Here is a 15,755-nt window from a genome sequence, read left to right as displayed (position 1 = left end):
TCGCACACACTTAGTCCATATTCGCCATATAGACCTTTACACTAGCTAGCTCCAAAGCATCTTTCAGTGAGCTTTCTGGCTGTTCATCTGTAATACAAGCATGAAGCTCCTTTAAGGAAGCTACGTGAAAAAGTGAGGATTTACCTATTTTAGTGCGATCAAAGACCGCTATCGTTTTACTTGATCTTTGCATAAGCAAGCTAGCAATATTAGCCTCAAGCTCAGAGTAGGTACTGACCCCATCCTTCGTAACCCCGTCAACTCCCATGAACATCTTATGGATGTTCAATGCTTTGACGGTTTGCTCTGCCAATGGGCCGCATAATTCAAAGCTTCTGTTTCTTAGAACGCCTCCGGTTAATACAACCTGTAGCTCATAGCTATCCGCTAGCTCCATGGCAATGTTAACCGCATTCGTTACGACCGTGATATTACGTCTCTTTTTCAATTCCTTCGCAATGAGAAAGGTTGTAGTTCCACCAGTCAATCCGATGACATCGCCCTCTTCTACCAAAGAGGCTGCTCTGTAAGCAATGGCTTCCTTCTCTCGAAACAATTCGCTCTGCTTCTCATGAAAGGGAACCTCGCGACTAATTACATTGCTTTCGTATTTAGCCCCACCGCCCATCGTACGGATGACCCGACCGGTCTTCTCAAGCTCCTCAAGATCCCGTCTTGCGGTCGCTTCCGAGCAGTCAAACTTTTCTGTCATCTCCGGCAATGAAATACTTCCATAGCGTTCTAGATAGGCGAGTACCAGCTCTTGCCGGTCCGTTTTGTTGCGTGCCATCTTAGTAAGCTCCCTCTAAAATCAAATAGTGACCACCTGTGTTAAATTTCTAGGATGATCGGGGTCTACTCCCCGTTTCATAGCCGTATAGAAGCCGAGGTACTGTAACAATGGAAGGTACATTACCGCACGTGCTTCATCAGAAAGCGATTGTCCACCGACTTCGAACACTGCATCTGCAAAGCTTGTGTCCTCACCGCGAGCAGCAGTAACCAATAAAACAAATGCCCCGTAAGCCTTCATCTCTTCGGCTACCTTAAGCTCGTAAGACCGGGCCTGTTCAGAGACGAGCAAGCAGACAAGCGTGCCGGGCTCGACTACAGACTTTGGACCATGACGGAACTCCAGCGTGCCATAGCTCTCTGTCCATACATAGGACATTTCCTTGAGCTTTAAGCATACTTCCTGCGCAAGTCCGAAATAGGAGCCCATCCCTAAATAAATATATTTATTGAATTCATTATCTTCTACCAAGCTTTCAGCAAAGCTATTACCGCGAGTAACTACATCTGCATGAAGCGAGAGAATGCTTTCCATCTGAGATTCGAAAGCTACTCCTGCCTTCTTCGCAATGGCTGCTTGCATCATGTAGGTCATGCTGGCGAATGATTTAGTCATAACGGTACTCTTCTCTTTGCCTAGCGGAGATACTAAGCATGCTGTCATGGTGCCTAAGCGACTCTCCTCATAACAAGTAATGCCACAAGTTGACCAGTTTGCCAGCTCCTTAACCGAATCCAACGCAAGAATCACTTCTGAGGATTCCCCAGATCGGGAAACACCAACTAGCAAAATGCTTCTATCCCGCGCAACCGATTGATCCCGAAACAGAAAAATATCGGAGGACGGCAACGCGCTTGCACTCCGACCTATCCACAATCTGTAAGTAGTAGCCATAGCCTGTGCCTGATAATAGGAAGAACCTGATCCTATGAATACAACCTCATCATAAGCTGAATTACCTATATATTGCTCCACCCAATCCTGTTGCCCTTTTAAGTGCTCCCATGCTGCGGATAAGGCTTCGGCCTGTCCTCCGATTTCGGGAAGTGTTAGCATTCCTCTGGTCAAAGTAACCACTCCTTGTCAAATGAAAAGTACATAATGAAATTATATTTCATTTGTTGTGAAATTTACAATCATTTTTTTGATTTTATTTGAAAAAAATAAAGTATTTTATTGCAAGAAAACGCTTTAGTTGGTAGCATGTAGATATTAATTATTTTATCGAAATCTCTCAATTATTCGAGTATCCTGTCGAGGTGTAACATGCGAGTCCATATTACAGATGTACGATCAGGAGATCGATTATCGGAAGATATATTTAACTCCTTCGGATTGCACGTCCTATCTAAAGGGACAACTCTTAATGAGAAAGAACTTTCTAGGATGTATCAGCACCAAATAGATTTTTTAGAGATTGAGCTGCGCCCTAATAAGGTTTCTGAAGTAGCGGCAGCAGAACCTACTAATAGTTACTATAATCCATTGCTACGCCCACTCTACCATGATGCAGTTGCAGGGGCAGAGCAATTATTCGAGCGCGCACTTATTGAGGGTCGTGTTTATGAGGAAGACGTCAGAGAAAGCTTTCAGCCGCTAGTTGAGAATTTCCGTACGGAAAGAGATGTCGTTTCCCTGCTTCTTATGCTGAACAGCCAAGATGACTATACTTATCAGCACTCCGTTCAGGTCGGCATGCTTAGCTATTACATTGCTCGTTGGCTCAACTGGGACGAGGAGGAGACGGTAAGAGCAGGCAAGGCAGGCTTCTTGCATGATGTAGGCAAATGTAAGATCGCTGAAGCCATCTTAAATAAGCCGTCCAAACTTTCAGACGAGGAATACGAGGAAATTAAAAATCATCCCCAGCACGGGTACGATATATTAGAAAGATCTTTTAAAGATTCTGCCATCGCGCTAGCTGCCCTGCAGCACCATGAGCGGTTGGATGGTACCGGTTATCCCAATGGAATAAGCGGGAATGAAATTCATCCTTTGGCTAGGGTAGTTGCGGTAGCTGATGTCTATAGTGCCATGATCTCATCTCGCGTTTATCAGGAGAAAAGAGATTTACTCATTGTTCTAAAGGAGCTCTACTCGCTTAGCTTTAATGAACTAGACCCTGATTTCACCCATACTTTTATTAGACATATGATCCCCAATTTTATTGGGAAGAAGGTAGAGCTATCAAACGGACAGTCCGGAACCATTATAATGACCCATCCGACTGACTATTTCCGCCCGCTAGTTCGAGTAGATGATGAATTCATTGATTTGTCTGTAAGCCGTGCGATAGAAATTAAAGAAATTATCATGTAGCACCCAACTTTGTTCGCTCGCATAAAGGCTCTATCCCTAGGAACTTCCTAAGGATAGAGCCCTTTTTCATTGATTTTTTAATTGTTTTTTATAAAGGGAATCGTTTGGCATACATAAAAGTTTCTTTCCAGTAAGCCTTGTTAATCGGGGTAACTTGAACGCCGTCTTCAGGCAATGGGCTTGCATGAATCATATTTTCATCCCCCATGTAAATCCCGACATGACCGACTGTATCATTGCTCTTGAACCGTCCAGGGACGTAGAAAAACATTAAATCCCCTGCCCGAAGATTGTCCCTCGCAATATAAGTTCCCCCATCTGCTTGCTGCTGAGCGACCCTAGGAAGATCTACGTTAAAATGGTTGAAAACATATTGCGTGAAGGATGAGCAGTCGAAGTTGCCTGTCTCGCTGTACTTCCCCGTACCAAATTCATATTTAACACCGAGATATTTCTTAGCAAACGTAATGACATTATCACCCTTGCTATCTTTTGCAGCAGCGGTCTCAGCAGGAGTGGACGATTGGGACAGCAGATTAGGCTCTCCATTAGAGAAATTCAAGCTCTTGCCGGAAGCACCCGTCTCATTAGGGGTAGGCTTTGGAAAAAAGGCGATGTCGTCGGTCTCCACCCTAAAGACCGTGACGTCTCCATACAGCTTCTGTAAAGCGGAGACCGGAATGTATAGCAGCTCTCCTTCTTTAATAGCTGATGCTGGCATTCTCATCTTCTTACCCGCTATAGATACTGTAGTCTGCCCTGCTTTGAAAATCCATGCAGCATCATGATCTCCTACCCCATAGGAACCATCTCTCAGCCAAGCCCCGCGATATCCTGTAGCCTTCGTCAGATCTTCCAGAGAAATGTACCCAGTGTGCTGAAGCTGTCGAATAGGTACGATGTGGCGTCCTTCCGTTAGATCTGACGGAGATGCACCATTTGACTGCACCTTCACAGGACCAGTAGAACGCTTTAAGTCAATCGTAGTATCTCCTGGATTGTGGACACAACCTGTAAGTAGCAAAATACCGCCAGCTACGAGAAGGAGAAACTTTCTTTTAAGTACATTCATATTTGCGCCGCCTTCCTTCGGGATGTACATCTCCCTATAGAATGACTTTCAATCACGCTGTTTATGCTTAACGAAGCATAAACGGCTTTCGCACATCCAGACTTTCTGCCGCAGTAAGGTACCGGGCGTTCACTATCTCGCGCAAATTCACTCCTCCAGCCGCAATAAGGAACCTCACGTTCACTATCGGACACAATTCCACACTTGCAGCCGCAATAAGGAACCGCACGTTCACTATCGGCCGCAAATTCACACTTTCAGCAGAAATAAGGAACCTCGCGTTCACTATCGGCCGCAAATTCACACTTCCAGCCGCAATAACGCACCGGACGTTCACTATCGGGCGCAAATTCACACTTTCTGCCGCAATACGCACCGGACGTTCACTATCGGGCGCAAATTCACTCCTCCAGCCTCAATAAGGAACCGCACATTCACTATCGGACACAATTCCACACTTGTAGCCGCAATAAGGAACCGCACGTTCACTATCGGCCGCAAATTCACACTTTCAGCAGAAATAAGGAACCTCGCGTTCACTATCGGTCGCAAATTCACACTTTCTGCCGCAATAAGGAACCTCGCGTTCACTATCAGCCGCAAATTCACACTTCCAGTCGCAATAACGCACCGCACGTTCACTATCTGGCGCAAACCCACACTTCCAGCCGCAATAACGCACCGCGCGTTCGCTATCGGTCGCAATCCCATACTTCCAGCCGCAATAACGCACCGCACGTTCACTATCTGGCGCAAACCCACACTTCCAGCCGCAATAACGCACCGCACGTTCACTATCTGGCGCAAACCCACACTGGCAGCCGCAATAAGGCACCGAGCGTTCACTATCGGGCGTAACCCACACTTCCAGCCGCAATAACGCACCGGCGGGGTTGCACGCTGAGACAAACAAAATCACTTCAACGTCCTCTCTACGCTTCTTGCAAAAATTGCCCACAAAAAAAGGCCGATCCCCTTAACGGGAATCGACCTTTAACTGGTTGCTATTAACCAATCGAACCTTCCATCTCAAATTTGATAAATTTCAGTTTTCATGCAGTCTCACAATACCTTGAAATGCTTATTATTTGAGCTTATTTCTAATCTTGAACTCATACGGTATCGCAAAGTATCTGACAGAATCGGCACGAAATCGGCACAAAACAAAACCCCGGATTCACTCTCCGGGGTCATCCTCTACATATTCAATTAATTCAGCTACACTCTTAATTTCCAGAACCTTCATAATAATTTCTAGGTTCTCAACAGTCCATCGTTTTGATTGGTTCTCCATCATATCGTTAATACTGTTCCACCGTATTTCAGTTGCTTCGCTCAGTTGTCTAGCGTTCCAACGCTTTTCAAACATGATTTCACGTAGCCGTAATCTCAACATTTCATCGCCCCCCGTTCAAATATACATCACTTAACGATAAATTTCAACATTTATTCGTAATTAATTTTACGTTAAACGTTGACACATAACGTTAAACGTTGTATAATAAGAATATAAGGAGGTGAGGGAAATGGCCAAAAAGAAAAAGAAGAAGCGCGAGTATGATTGGAGAGCAGACGTTATGCTAGTGATTGCAGTCATCAGCATAACGCTCTCGATCATCACCTTCATTCGAGGGTAATCACAAAGGCAAGGGAAGTCGCTGAAAGGCGGCTTCTCTCCTACCAAAAATGAAATCCAAAGGCGCGGCTTCTTCTTTTTCACATTATAACATAAAGGGGCTGAAGGTATGAAACGGAAAGTTGCCTACGCACTGACCATGGTTGCGCTTGTCCTCAGCATCGCGGCATTAGTCTTTAATCTCACAAAATAAATTCGGCTGCGTGGAAGGGAAGCGGGACATGTTTAGATTGGAGTCGGCTAAATAATCACGGGAGCTCCGGCTCCCTATGGAGGGTATAAGAGGATGAAGAAAACCCAACTCATGGCTAAAGTGAAACAACTGGCTAAGGACATAGCCGCCATTCAGGAACAAATTCCTATCGATGCATTGGAAAGCCTGCACTCTGATTTCGACTACATTCGTGATGAAGTTTACGAAACAAGCGAAAATATTCCAGAAAACTTCGTAGATCGTCGTGAAAAATGGGAAGAGTACCATACCGAACTAGATGAGATAACAAACGACATTGAGTCCTTAAAGGAATCTCTCGATGAAATTTCAGCCATAGTAGAGCGAGTAGATAATTTCATTGCGGATAATCAATAACATGAGAGCGCTAGAAGCCCGAGAGCCCCAGCTATTTTGCTTGGGCTTTTGCTTTATCTAACTGTTGTTCTATATTTTTCAGTGCCATGCCGACATGTAGATTCAAATCTGACTGAGATATCTCAATCTGTTCACGACGACCGTTTAGCGCATACGAATAGCACCTATCGCCCACTGGCTCAGCTTGTACCCACATTCTATTCTCGCTCATACGTTTACGACTCGCTTCGAGCTCCGCATAGATTAATTGCCCCGCGCCTTTCATAACGGATCGCATGAGCCCCTTAACACCTACCATATCACCCTCTACACCTTTGACCATTGTGAGTAGTGCAATGTGACCGTTTAAGGCGTTTGTCGGGTCAAACATAGTAACCCCCTCCAATCACAAACATTTGACCCCATTATAATACGAACATACATTCTTAACAAGGCAAATAAAAAGCCCTGACAATAAGTCTGTCAGAGCTGTTATTGATATGCCGATGCTTTCGGTCAAAAAGAATATATCATAACTGCAAATAAATGTAAACTATCAATTTAATAAAATACTATTGTGCTCTACCGCGCTCAATTGCCTGAACAATCCTATCAGTACGTTTGTCAGCTTTATAAGCGTTAACTACCAGAATAGCGTGTATTACTCCTGGCACATATAGGCACACAGTTAATATACAGCTGAGAAAGAATTGACCAAATTTACCGCACGATAAAATTGCCAGTGGAGGTATAAAGCAAAGCAGGTACCGCACATTTAACGCCCCTTTACGACAGATATTTACATATACATATTCTGTATCCATTATGATCTTCCTGCTTCATAAGTCCTAAAGAATAAAAAAAAGCCCGCCAGCCGTAGCCAACGGGAAAATATTTAAATTACCTTCTTATACCCTTGCACCCTCAGAGAAACCGCTAGTGACCTCCAAAAGTCCAATGTCCCGGTTGGATCACTCATCTTCTCCATCAGCTTGTCGCCAAACTCCGTTAAAAACCACTTTGGAGCCGGTATATTCGTTTCTATATCCTTCACCTTCAGCGTAAGTGTGGTCACCATACTGGTCAACTCGTTAACTTTCAACCGCTGTGCCTCAAATTCTTTTCTCTCTGATGCAGTCATAGGTTGATCCTCCTCATTTTTATCCGGCTTTGGAAATATCCAATACTGTTTAGCTTCACGCCGAAATACACCCTCGTCCACCTTAATTTTGCCATCACCTTTGATGCCTGTTACCAATCCGTCATTTGGGTATCTATAGCTATGGTTTGGATCATGGACCTCGATCCATTTAGCATTAATGCCGACAAGGAGAACGTAATGTCCTCCACCCGTTAAGTGACCAGGACCCATAGATGCGATTACAAGTGACCCTGCAGCAAGAGCGTTCTTTACCTCTTCAAGGTTATTTGTCTGCTTTTGTTCCAAACCATACCGCATTGCTGCCGCCTTAAAGTAGCCCCAATCTGTGCCGCTGTTTTCAGTACGGTATCCGAGATCAAGCGCAAGCTTGGATGTCTCCGGTGGAAGAATCGACGTATCCCGCCATGTCGCTGCTACCATTGCCATACAAGTAGGCCCACATGCAGACGTGGCAATGGTTTGCTTTGGATCGTTACGGATGGTGTAGGGTATTGCTCCCCATCGTTTGTCCTTTTGACTGTAGTAGACGAGATTACCCATTTGCTTTCCTCCCACTCTTCCCCGGTGGATTGACTGCTTTGTTTTGCATCTGTCCAGCTGCAGCAGCTACTAGAAATCCATTTGCGAAGGATAACGCATAAACCCGCCAATCTCCTGCATCTGCCCCTAATGCCAGTTGTGACAACGTAAGTATGATGAAAGCTACAAGAACGGCAAATAGATCTGTTGGTATTGCTGGAACCAAACGATCAAGCAAAGTCTTGAAATACTGCACCACGAAAAAGGTAAGCAAAGAAGCTCCCCCCATTGCGGAAAGAGCTTCCCAAGTGAATAATTGGTTTTCCATACCTACGAACCGACTCCTTTCCAGAGTAGGGCAATACCGCCACTGATGGCTCCGGATATGATAGTTGCAATGACTGTACGCCATAACCACTTGATGTCTGCTGCAACCTCATCGATGCGTTTGTTTATATCATCAACCCGATGATGGGCCGACTTTGCCTTATCAAGAGCCTCGGACGCTAAATCCTTTGCATTGAGCTGCATATCAAGCTTTGTTTCCACTCGCGTTAATCGTTGCAATATTTCTGTCTGCACATCATCAACAGGCATGTTTGCCACCTCATCTTCATTAAAATAAAAAGCCCCGCTTATGCGGAGCCTGGTGTGTATCTTAAAGTTTCAAGGTATTCGCCCTCGGTAATTCTCTCTGTCGCCAATGCAGCATCGATCTGTGGCAATGTAAATTTTGTGCCGGCGTAAATCTTAACATCGGTGTCATAGCTTGCTACGATTGTCTCAAACCGTCTCGTACCATCCAAGTAAATTGCGTTAGCATAACCTCTTACCATTCTCTCACGCGCTGTCTCTGCCATTCTAATCACTTCTCCTCTTATGCAAATATGGTTTCAAATATAAAAAGAACGTCGTCCTGTGTTTGGGCGACGCGCTCTCTTAACAATTCGTTTTCAGTTTCAAGTGCGATGATTCTCTGTTCTGGATCAGGTGCAGGCGCTGGAGGATCTGGCTTAAACTTCTCTTCAGACCAAATGCCCTCAGTATACTTTCGCCAAAGGAAGTCATCTATTGAAGTACCATCCTCTACCATCTCAGATACATCTACTAAGCTATCATCTAAAATCTCCTCTGATGAGGATTGATAACCTATACATAAGCCCACTTGGTTTAATGTAACATAATGTCTCAATTATCAACCCTCCTCAGTAGGACTCCATTACTTGCCATGCTATATTCATAATACCGTGAGCAGCTGAATAATAACTGCTGTCTCTCGTAAGTCTTACCGTTGTTGCGTTCAAAAGTTCTCCTCTAATAAGCTCTAACCCTATATTATTATAACCTGCGCTAGAGCTTACACTTATTTGTACCCAAGACTTTGCTGGGTTGACGGCAGATATCGTTATATCTCTAGGTATATTCCAATCAAAATCGCCGGGAGGTACGCCGTAAGCAGTCAGACCCCAAGCATAAGTACCTCTTTGAACGTTTTTCATCCCTCCCACTGGTCTCCACACTCCTCCCGTTAAAAATTCAAGCACTCCTGCGTTATCTCTTAATCTTTGGTCGTGCCATATCTCCCAAGCATTGTTACCAGCGCTGAACCCTCCGAACTTTAACCTATTATCAAAGTCTAATCCGAGGTAAGCGGCATAATTACCAGGGCGGTGAAGTTGAATAAAAGCGCCGTCATTTGGACCGCCCGCGCCATATGCTTCTATACCGCCTCTATCTCCTGTTGCATCTCCTATTTTTCCAGTTGTAGCTCTGGATGTTAATTTCCCAGTCATTTGACCGCCATATTTAGGTAGTGCAGCCTCTGCTATAGTATGAGCATCAGCAATCCCTTGCTCCATCTTATTCAAAGCTGCTGCGTTGACTGGAGTTCCTGCTTCCGTAACTGTGCCTGGATCTTGTGTTAGAGTAACTTCGGTTGAAGTCTCCCCAGTCTTTTTAAATCTCCTAGCGAATTGTACAACTCTATCTTTCCAAGTTGTTTTTGTATAAGCCATTACAACAACCCTTCCTCTCCGCAGCTAAACGTTCCACAGTATTTGTAAGACTCTAGCAAGCTCTTTAACGTATCGTAGATAAGTTGTAAACTCAGCTCAAGTTTGTTAGCCTCTGCGTAGCTGAATATTTGCTTTCTTGCTGGGTTCTCAGCTATATCAGGAGCGCCTGGAGGCTTATAAAAGCCGTTATATATATCTAATATATTTTTCCTGGTTCTGTTTATCGCCGTAACCGTTGGGTATTCGGTTCTTACCCAAGACTTAGTAGGATAAGTTAATGCGATATATACTCCGTTGGCAGCCAGCTGCTCTTGAATATACTTGATGTTTTCGTGCTCTCTTGTTAGGTCTATGGCGTTGTAGTATTTATTTACTTCGCCGTCAAACACTACAGTACCCATCCAAGGCATTATCCCGTCACCTCCAGAGTAGCTATTAGTTTCGGAGCAAAGGTTATTTCTTGACGCTCCACTACGCCGCTACGGTTAGAACCAAACATTGTCTCTACTGATACGCAATCCCCTGCTTGTATTGCTGGATTACTCCAATAGCCAAACTTTTGCGATATACGCCGCTGAAGGTAGTTCAATACGTGAGTAGCTACCAAAGAACCATTTCCCGTTATCAGCTTGTTATCTGAGATTGTAGCTGTTTGGGGAACCTCACCTGCGGGTATTACCGCTAATTGAGTTATTACGGTTCTTGCTGCTTCTGTATACGCTCTACCTGTTACTTTAACCGTTACAGACCCATTTCCGGTTATTGTTAGCTTAACTGATACCGCTGAGTATACAGGGGAGCCTACGATTGATCCCGATCCTGTAACCGTTACGGATACGTTTGCTGCTGCTTTGCCGTATTCGATAAATACTGTTTGAGTACCTACTACGCTGAACGTTGAGTTGTTAAGTTCAGTAGTATCAGGTGATAGTACGTAAGAGTATTCCTTGGCTTCAACCGAGGTTACTAGCGGCTTCTGCTCTATCGAAGGGGAGCCGCTTATCAAGGTGTCGTTACGTATAGTATCCAAAACCGTATCGTAATCTACTTTTATGACGTTAATAATCCCGTTACGCCCTACTCTGAGAGTGTTTCTCGTTGCCGTTAAGACATTAGAAATCGCTTCTCGGTGGCTCTTCACTGGTATATACCCCGTTACCTTCTCTGACGCAGCTGAAGCGGAGACTATCAAGGAAAACTGCCCAGCATCGTCGAGTATATGACGCAGTACGTTCTCGACTGGCTCATTAACCCAGAACTTAGACGATCTGTATGTCGTCCGATCTAGCAACCCTATAACGTCGGTGGCTTCCAAAGTAGCTGTTAGCCCTGTTGCGTTTTTCCAATCAGACAGGTAGTAAGTACCCATAGGCAAGTATTCATAAGTACCGTCCGGCATCCACAGACCGCTTTTGGCTATTATCTTCTGGCGTCTTTGCAGGAACGCGTATACCCCTTCAGGGTTGAGCATATTGAATCTTTGATTCTTATTCAAAACCGTGAATTTCAGCGTATTTACGCTCAAGGCCGAGCTTATTGGGTCAATCTCCTCTGTGATAGAAGCAATAGTAAGTTCGTTATTATCAAAAGCTTCTTCCAAGCCAAACCCTATCTCCATCAATCTTGCGTAACGGTAGGGCTTTACGGTCTTGATTAAGCGTATGACGATCTTATTGTAGTTCTCTATTGCTATTGGCACGTTGCTATCTTGAAGGGTATTATCTGTTACTTGTTTGTAACCGATAAGGGAAGCGCCTCTGTACCAAGTTACGTCAAATTCTGAGCAACAATCGCTAGACCCGAAGAATAAACCGATACCCAAGCTGCTGTGGAGAGACGCGAACTGTATAGTTATCGTTGGAATGTATTGAATCCAATCAGGAGAGTTAACCAACGTTCCTCTGTTTGTTGTAGGAGAGGAATCTGCTGCGTATATGCCTGATTTCTCTCTCAACCTCCAATAACCGACCAAACCGGACTCGCTACCTGTTAAGCTATTTGTCATGGAGTATTGAATCTCAGACAACGATAGAGCTTTATTCCAAAGTCTTATCTCTTTCAGAGAACCTCCAAAACCAGACACTCCCGATCTTGAGCCTATTAGCAACGGGCTTGTGTTTGATGTAGGAACATTTGTGATGTTTGTATTCGTATTGTTTAGCACACCGTCTACATAAATCTTTGCAGTTTTTGAGGCTTTGTCGTAAGTACCGACTAAATGATGCCATTTGCCGTCATTCAAAGCTAGTGTAGTCGCTACAGACCCGTTAGTAACCCAATCCCCCGGCTGCGTAGAAACCATAAACGCTATTCTTCCTGCCGCGCCTAACGATCCCTGATTAACTTGTAACGATTGAAACTGAAAATGAGTATTGTTATTACTCTTTTCAATTATTACGCGGTTGTCTTGGTCTATGAATTTTATCCAAGTCTCCAAACTCAATACGCTTGTCAGGTTCTGTCTGCTGTCGTAAGGTACGCTAACGTAATCGGTTTGCTTAAAGCTCAAGCCCCAGTCAACTTCATCAAAGGTTCCTTGTGAATTAGACATCTGCTGAGACCACCAACCCAATATATCTTGAGCCGGATTAACGTTGTCAGGCATCAGATAGAAACTGCCGTCCAAGTTTAGGTAATCCTGCTCAAAAGTACCTGCTCTGTAGTCCGGTTCTCTTACATCTCCTTTAACGGCGTTAATCGAGGTAAACGGCTGAGACGCTGCTGTTAAGGTAGCGTCATCCTTAGCCGTTACGTCATATACCCCAAATAGTATTATCGCGGCTGAAGACCTGTTACCCGATACTACCGCTCTTTTGTATTGATCAGAAGTAGGTAACAAGTCTACACCTCCACGAAGTTACATTTCAGAGTTTTCCACCAACCGCCAGCACCCCTAGAATAGTTGATCATCTTAGCCGATATAGGAGCTACATAGAAGATTGCTGTTTCAATCCTGCCTGTTGGTGCTGGGAAATTTGCGGTGAAGTCTATTCTGGTTAAGCTCTTGAGATAGTTGAACCAGTCGTAAAACTCTTGAGGAGTAGCGAACTCCCATTCTTGATTTATAGACCACTTATCGGGCAGAGTCTCCCTATTCAACCTACCGTTTCCGTTTCTCTCAGCAGACTTTTGTTGCGGGTTGAGTATAGCTTCATATAATGAATGGGGAGGCGCTGCTTTTGTTACCCCGTTCCTAACTATAGTCATCATACTGGTATGCCTCCTACCGTAACTGAGCTTTTACCAACTCTTCCGTTTTCTTTGTTCAGCAGTCCTCTAATTACCCTCGTTAGCCGCTCACCGTCAATGTCCACGGAGAGATCTAGTCGCTCAAGCGCGTCCAGAATCATATACAAGACCTCTACAACCATCTGGTTACTAGCTCCAAGCATATCTTGTAGTTTTGAGAGAGGAGTTACTACCTCCGGATCAACTGCAGCGTTTCTATTGTCTCCTACCATAGCTAGAGTCGGTGCACCTACTAAACCACCTTTTGCAAGCTTAGGAATCTCAGGAATGTTGATGCCGAAACCCTTACCGCCTATGCCTGGAACCCAATCAGGTATGTCGAAGTGTATCTTGTTCATAGAACGTATCAGGAAGTTCAACCCGTCTATTATGAGGTTGATACCGCCTTTGAATATAGCTACAACCCCGTCAAATATGCCGCTGAATATATCCTTGATTCCGCCCCAAGCTTTCTTCCAGTCTCCTGTAAATACCCCTACGATGAAGTCAACGATACCGCCTAATATCTTGAATATAGACTTGGCTACGTCAACTACAACGCTTACGACAGTCATTATTACGTCTCCAATAAAGCTGAAGATATCAGCGAAGGTTGGGCCAAGAGTCTTTACGAGGAAGTTAACAATAGGAACAATAAATTTATTGAAGATGTCTAAAGCCCCGGTAACCAACTTACCAACGAAAATTGTTACTTGCTCGACTAGACCCTTTAGATGTTTCTCCCAAAGCCAAGTCATACCTTTTATCAAGTTGTCCCATATAGGCTTGAGGAATCCTTCCCACAAGCTATCGAATATAGACACAACCCCATCTATTGCTTTTTGTATACCTTCTACGATATCGCCGCCAAAAGTATCCCAAAAGCCTTTTATGATACCCAGAGTATCGACTATGATTTTTGATACCAGATCGAGTCCCGGTTTCACGCCCTCTGACCATAAGGTATCGAATATGTGTTTAACTCCGTCAAATATAGACTTGAAAATTATTAAAGCTCCTGTAGCGAAGTTTGTAACCAAGGGTAGTCCATCAGTTACAAACCAAGACAATATAGGCATAACAGCGTCCTTGATATCCTTGAACACAGTTTCGGCACTTTCCAAAAGTCCTGCCCATAAGTCTCCTGCTGTGACAATCCATAACTTCATGTATGGTACAAGATCGCCTGATAACCAAGCTTTGAACGGTTCTCCTAAGCCGCCAATCTCGTTGAACGTATCCCATAGCGTAGTTTTCCAAGAATGAAGAGGTACAAGAAGGCTATCTATGGCTGTTTGTATTGGAGGACCAAACTCGGTTGCAAAGTATTGTGCTATAGATATAGCCCCGTTCTTTATGTCGCTAAGCATATCAAGGAAGGGCTGGAACCTTGACGTATCAATCTCAGGAGTTAAATCAGGCATAGCGCCCCCTAAATCTACACCCCCTACGTCAGCACCTGCGATACCGTCCATATTATCTGCGGTAGCTTGGGTTATTACATTTAACTCATCAAAGCTGTTCAAGGAATTTTTTACTTTCTTACCCGCTTTTTTAACAGCTTCCCCCATACCTGCCTCAGCCTTTGCTGCCACTCCAGCTGAAGCAGTAACCGCTTTGTTCGTTCCGAATATCGCGTTGGAGAAGGCCGTTGCATACTGAGCTGCTTTGAGAAAAGCGTTAGCGACTGCTTGAATATAAGGGAGAACAGCTTGAAGCATTGGCTTAATACCTCTGCCGATTTCTTCCTTTATTGCCCCCAATGTAAAAGATAGTTGTTTCATTTTACCTTCGGGAGTAGCACCTAGAGCAGCGTTCATGTCGCCCAGGCTGTCCTTAACAATCTCCGCGAGGAGTGCAGCCCGTTGAGCCTCATTGCCGTATTTAAGAATCTTCTCTTGAGCTGCGTCAAATGTGAAGCCGTAACGAGATAGAGCGCCAACCTGACCGTCCATGACCTTACCGACCATTGTGGCCATACCGACAACCTGTCCGGAGGAGGCGTTTAAGCCGTATTGTTGAGCAGATAGATCGTTAATTACAGGTATCAACGTTTTCAGCGTAGAGCTGTACTCAAGGTAGGTAGAAAGTTCCTGAGCTCCTGCAATCTGAGAAGCTGCATCTACTACCCCTAAAGCCTCCTGCGCTGCAGTCAGATCCTTAACAGACTGTATTGCCGCATCTGTAGCGCCCATTCTCTGGCGCATAATAGTTGTCAACTTCGTTTCGCTTACAGCTACCTCATCAGCAGCAGCTACTGCCGACTTACCAAAATCAAACATCTTTTTTATTGCAAAAGCTCCGCCGATAATTACCGCCAACTTCTTAAAAGCACCGCCTACCTTATTGGTGGCGGTGCTCGATATACCGTTGAGCTGTTTATCGAATTTGCTGTAATTTAATCCGAGGTCTAAGTCAACTTGACCAACACTAGCGGACATAA

General features: G+C 44.5%; 20 protein-coding genes. 2 read left to right on the top strand and 18 right to left on the bottom strand.

The window, feature by feature from the left end:
- Positions 1-10: 10 nt before the first annotated feature.
- The gene (locus tag KCTCHS21_RS08830; RefSeq protein ID WP_130606882.1) at positions 11-790 is read right to left on the bottom strand and encodes a DeoR/GlpR family DNA-binding transcription regulator; all 780 of its coding nucleotides are present in this window, start codon (positions 788-790) and stop codon (positions 11-13) included.
- A gap of 21 nt (positions 791-811) precedes the next feature.
- Entirely contained in the window at positions 812-1,849 is a 1,038-nt protein-coding gene (locus KCTCHS21_RS08825) for an SIS domain-containing protein (RefSeq protein WP_130616413.1), read from the bottom strand.
- Between the two features lie 210 nt (positions 1,850-2,059).
- On the opposite strand from KCTCHS21_RS08825, the gene KCTCHS21_RS08820 reads away from it, so the two are divergent.
- Positions 2,060-3,112, top strand: coding sequence for an HD-GYP domain-containing protein (locus tag KCTCHS21_RS08820; RefSeq protein WP_130606880.1), 1,053 nt, complete (start codon positions 2,060-2,062; stop codon positions 3,110-3,112).
- An 88-nt stretch (positions 3,113-3,200) separates the two neighbouring features.
- Here the strand turns inward: KCTCHS21_RS08820 and KCTCHS21_RS08815 are convergent, their stop codons facing one another.
- The 4 genes from KCTCHS21_RS08815 to KCTCHS21_RS08800 all read right to left on the bottom strand — a co-directional run bounded on the left by KCTCHS21_RS08815 (position 3,201) and on the right by KCTCHS21_RS08800 (position 5,580).
- Positions 3,201-4,184 carry a C40 family peptidase gene (locus KCTCHS21_RS08815; protein ID WP_157993990.1) on the bottom strand — a complete coding sequence of 328 codons (984 nt, stop codon included), beginning with the start codon at positions 4,182-4,184 and terminating at the stop codon, positions 3,201-3,203.
- 67 nt (positions 4,185-4,251) lie between these two features.
- Positions 4,252-4,521 (bottom strand): hypothetical protein, encoded by a 270-nt coding sequence (locus KCTCHS21_RS08810; protein WP_130606875.1) that lies wholly within the window; start codon positions 4,519-4,521, stop codon positions 4,252-4,254.
- Between the two features lie 174 nt (positions 4,522-4,695).
- A complete protein-coding gene (locus KCTCHS21_RS08805) occupies positions 4,696-5,103 on the bottom strand; it encodes a hypothetical protein (protein WP_130606873.1) in 408 nt (135 codons plus the stop codon).
- Positions 5,104-5,361: 258 nt separating this feature from the next.
- On the bottom strand, positions 5,362-5,580 hold the full coding sequence (locus KCTCHS21_RS08800; RefSeq protein WP_130606871.1) for a helix-turn-helix domain-containing protein: 219 nt from the start codon (positions 5,578-5,580) through the stop codon (positions 5,362-5,364).
- A 526-nt stretch (positions 5,581-6,106) separates the two neighbouring features.
- Between KCTCHS21_RS08800 and KCTCHS21_RS08795 the strand changes: the two genes are divergently transcribed.
- Positions 6,107-6,409, top strand: coding sequence for a hypothetical protein (locus KCTCHS21_RS08795; protein ID WP_130606869.1), 303 nt, complete (start codon positions 6,107-6,109; stop codon positions 6,407-6,409).
- Between the two features lie 31 nt (positions 6,410-6,440).
- Here the strand turns inward: KCTCHS21_RS08795 and KCTCHS21_RS08790 are convergent, their stop codons facing one another.
- From KCTCHS21_RS08790 to KCTCHS21_RS08735, 12 genes are all read right to left on the bottom strand, one after another.
- Positions 6,441-6,779, bottom strand: coding sequence for a hypothetical protein (locus KCTCHS21_RS08790; RefSeq protein ID WP_130606867.1), 339 nt, complete (start codon positions 6,777-6,779; stop codon positions 6,441-6,443).
- 181 nt (positions 6,780-6,960) lie between these two features.
- A complete protein-coding gene (locus tag KCTCHS21_RS08785; protein WP_130616412.1) occupies positions 6,961-7,161 on the bottom strand; it encodes a YqaE/Pmp3 family membrane protein in 201 nt (66 codons plus the stop codon).
- Positions 7,162-7,283: 122 nt separating this feature from the next.
- Positions 7,284-8,090, bottom strand: a complete 807-nt coding sequence (locus KCTCHS21_RS08780; RefSeq protein WP_130606865.1) for a C39 family peptidase — start codon at positions 8,088-8,090, stop codon at positions 7,284-7,286.
- Positions 8,083-8,397: a hypothetical protein gene (locus tag KCTCHS21_RS08775; RefSeq protein ID WP_130606863.1), complete on the bottom strand. Its 315-nt coding sequence runs from the start codon at positions 8,395-8,397 to the stop codon at positions 8,083-8,085. Before KCTCHS21_RS08775 ends, KCTCHS21_RS08780 begins: the two co-directional genes overlap by 8 nt.
- Positions 8,398-8,399: 2 nt before the next feature.
- Positions 8,400-8,666, bottom strand: coding sequence for a hemolysin XhlA family protein (locus KCTCHS21_RS08770; RefSeq protein ID WP_130606861.1), 267 nt, complete (start codon positions 8,664-8,666; stop codon positions 8,400-8,402).
- A gap of 38 nt (positions 8,667-8,704) precedes the next feature.
- Positions 8,705-8,929: a hypothetical protein gene (locus KCTCHS21_RS08765; RefSeq protein ID WP_130606859.1), complete on the bottom strand. Its 225-nt coding sequence runs from the start codon at positions 8,927-8,929 to the stop codon at positions 8,705-8,707.
- 17 nt (positions 8,930-8,946) lie between these two features.
- Positions 8,947-9,261, bottom strand: a complete 315-nt coding sequence (locus tag KCTCHS21_RS08760; RefSeq protein WP_130606857.1) for a hypothetical protein — start codon at positions 9,259-9,261, stop codon at positions 8,947-8,949.
- Positions 9,262-9,274: 13 nt separating this feature from the next.
- Positions 9,275-10,084: a hypothetical protein gene (locus KCTCHS21_RS08755; RefSeq protein WP_130606855.1), complete on the bottom strand. Its 810-nt coding sequence runs from the start codon at positions 10,082-10,084 to the stop codon at positions 9,275-9,277.
- The gene (locus KCTCHS21_RS08750) at positions 10,084-10,494 is read right to left on the bottom strand and encodes a hypothetical protein (RefSeq protein WP_130606853.1); all 411 of its coding nucleotides are present in this window, start codon (positions 10,492-10,494) and stop codon (positions 10,084-10,086) included. The genes KCTCHS21_RS08755 and KCTCHS21_RS08750 overlap by 1 nt, the downstream gene beginning before the upstream one ends.
- A complete protein-coding gene (locus KCTCHS21_RS08745) occupies positions 10,494-12,923 on the bottom strand; it encodes a LamG domain-containing protein (RefSeq protein WP_130606851.1) in 2,430 nt (809 codons plus the stop codon). The genes KCTCHS21_RS08750 and KCTCHS21_RS08745 overlap by 1 nt, the downstream gene beginning before the upstream one ends.
- Before the next feature lie 2 nt (positions 12,924-12,925).
- Complete coding sequence (locus tag KCTCHS21_RS08740) at positions 12,926-13,294, bottom strand: hypothetical protein (RefSeq protein WP_130606849.1); 369 nt, start codon at positions 13,292-13,294, stop codon at positions 12,926-12,928.
- Entirely contained in the window at positions 13,291-15,753 is a 2,463-nt protein-coding gene (locus KCTCHS21_RS08735) for a phage tail protein (protein WP_130606847.1), read from the bottom strand. The genes KCTCHS21_RS08740 and KCTCHS21_RS08735 overlap by 4 nt, the downstream gene beginning before the upstream one ends.
- Between the last annotated feature and the right edge of the window lie 2 nt (positions 15,754-15,755).

Origin of the sequence: Cohnella abietis, from assembly GCF_004295585.1 — a bacterium.
In the GTDB taxonomy this organism is placed as follows: Bacteria; Bacillota; Bacilli; order Paenibacillales; family Paenibacillaceae; genus Cohnella; species Cohnella abietis.
Note: the sequence above shows the minus strand (reverse complement) of the source record. Positions and strands in the feature narration are given on the sequence as shown.

What these genes read in the sequence shown, in the direction of transcription:
- KCTCHS21_RS08750 (WP_130606853.1), bottom strand. Translation starts at nt 10,494, where the DNA reads ATGCCTTGGATGGGTACTGTAGTGTTTGACGGCGAAGTAAATAAATAC.
- KCTCHS21_RS08815 (WP_157993990.1), bottom strand. Translation starts at nt 4,184, where the DNA reads ATGAATGTACTTAAAAGAAAGTTTCTCCTTCTCGTAGCTGGCGGTATT.
- KCTCHS21_RS08735 (WP_130606847.1), bottom strand. Translation starts at nt 15,753, where the DNA reads ATGTCCGCTAGTGTTGGTCAAGTTGACTTAGACCTCGGATTAAATTAC.
- KCTCHS21_RS08825 (WP_130616413.1), bottom strand. Translation starts at nt 1,849, where the DNA reads ATGCTAACACTTCCCGAAATCGGAGGACAGGCCGAAGCCTTATCCGCA.
- KCTCHS21_RS08790 (WP_130606867.1), bottom strand. Translation starts at nt 6,779, where the DNA reads ATGTTTGACCCGACAAACGCCTTAAACGGTCACATTGCACTACTCACA.
- KCTCHS21_RS08765 (WP_130606859.1), bottom strand. Translation starts at nt 8,929, where the DNA reads ATGGCAGAGACAGCGCGTGAGAGAATGGTAAGAGGTTATGCTAACGCA.
- KCTCHS21_RS08780 (WP_130606865.1), bottom strand. Translation starts at nt 8,090, where the DNA reads ATGGGTAATCTCGTCTACTACAGTCAAAAGGACAAACGATGGGGAGCA.
- KCTCHS21_RS08795 (WP_130606869.1), top strand. Translation starts at nt 6,107, where the DNA reads ATGAAGAAAACCCAACTCATGGCTAAAGTGAAACAACTGGCTAAGGAC.
- KCTCHS21_RS08755 (WP_130606855.1), bottom strand. Translation starts at nt 10,084, where the DNA reads ATGGCTTATACAAAAACAACTTGGAAAGATAGAGTTGTACAATTCGCT.
- KCTCHS21_RS08800 (WP_130606871.1), bottom strand. Translation starts at nt 5,580, where the DNA reads ATGTTGAGATTACGGCTACGTGAAATCATGTTTGAAAAGCGTTGGAAC.
- KCTCHS21_RS08820 (WP_130606880.1), top strand. Translation starts at nt 2,060, where the DNA reads ATGCGAGTCCATATTACAGATGTACGATCAGGAGATCGATTATCGGAA.
- KCTCHS21_RS08775 (WP_130606863.1), bottom strand. Translation starts at nt 8,397, where the DNA reads ATGGAAAACCAATTATTCACTTGGGAAGCTCTTTCCGCAATGGGGGGA.
- KCTCHS21_RS08830 (WP_130606882.1), bottom strand. Translation starts at nt 790, where the DNA reads ATGGCACGCAACAAAACGGACCGGCAAGAGCTGGTACTCGCCTATCTA.
- KCTCHS21_RS08770 (WP_130606861.1), bottom strand. Translation starts at nt 8,666, where the DNA reads ATGCCTGTTGATGATGTGCAGACAGAAATATTGCAACGATTAACGCGA.
- KCTCHS21_RS08740 (WP_130606849.1), bottom strand. Translation starts at nt 13,294, where the DNA reads ATGATGACTATAGTTAGGAACGGGGTAACAAAAGCAGCGCCTCCCCAT.